The 826-nt window shown below is 75.8% G+C and carries 1 pseudogene; it reads left to right on the forward strand.

The features are described from left to right. Nucleotides 1–826: pseudogene (locus tag G3I65_RS16240) on the forward strand (DUF4394 domain-containing protein); the annotation flags it as partial.

Here is an 826-nt window from a genome sequence, read left to right on the forward strand (position 1 = left end):
TCGGCGCTGCTCGCGGCGACGGGCTGGCTCGCGCCGTCCCGGCAGCAGGCGGCCGAGGCGCCGGACCGCTGCACGATCCTGCAGGCGGAGAACGAACGCGGCGGCGCCCCGACGACGTTGCGGCTGCTCGAACTGCCCGGCGGCGCCACGAAACGCCTGACCCAGGCCGGGTACTGGATCAACGCGATGGGCTACTCCGCCGCGCAGGGGGTCGTCTACGGCGTCGCCGACGGCACCCGCGGCGGCCGGTACGACCACGGCGCGCACGCGGTCCGGATCGACGGCCAGGGCACCGTCACGGACATGGGCGTGATCGGCCGCGCGGGCGCGACGCGTCCGGTGTGGAGCCTGGTCACCGGCGCCACCGCCGGCGCGATCGCCGGGAACCGCTGGTACGTCCGGCAGGACAGCGATCTGTACACAGTGGACATCAGCCCGGCGACCCAGGACTACCTGCGGGTGGTGCACCGGACCCCGCTGCGGCCGGTGTCGCTGGCAGTCGGCGTCGACGACTTCGCCTACGACCCGGCGGACGGGCTGCTCTACGGCGTCTCGACGACGTCGCGCGGCGGCAACTCGGTCGTCACGCTGGACCCGGCCACCGGGAAGGTCGTGCCGGTTCCGGGCCTGCGGTTCCCGCCGGGCGGTGCGTACGGGTCGGTCGTGCTCGGACCCGGCGCGATCTACGCCACGGCGAACCGCGACGGGCAGCGCAGCGTCACCTACCGGCTGCCGCGCGACGGCTCGGGCCCGGCGGTCGAGGTCGCGACCGGGCCGGTGCTGGTGAGCGGCGACGCGGCCGGCTGCCTGGACGAAGCGCCCCCGC

It is taken from the genome of Amycolatopsis sp. SID8362 (assembly GCF_010550475.1).
Lineage (GTDB): Bacteria > Actinomycetota > Actinomycetes > Mycobacteriales > Pseudonocardiaceae > Amycolatopsis > Amycolatopsis eburnea.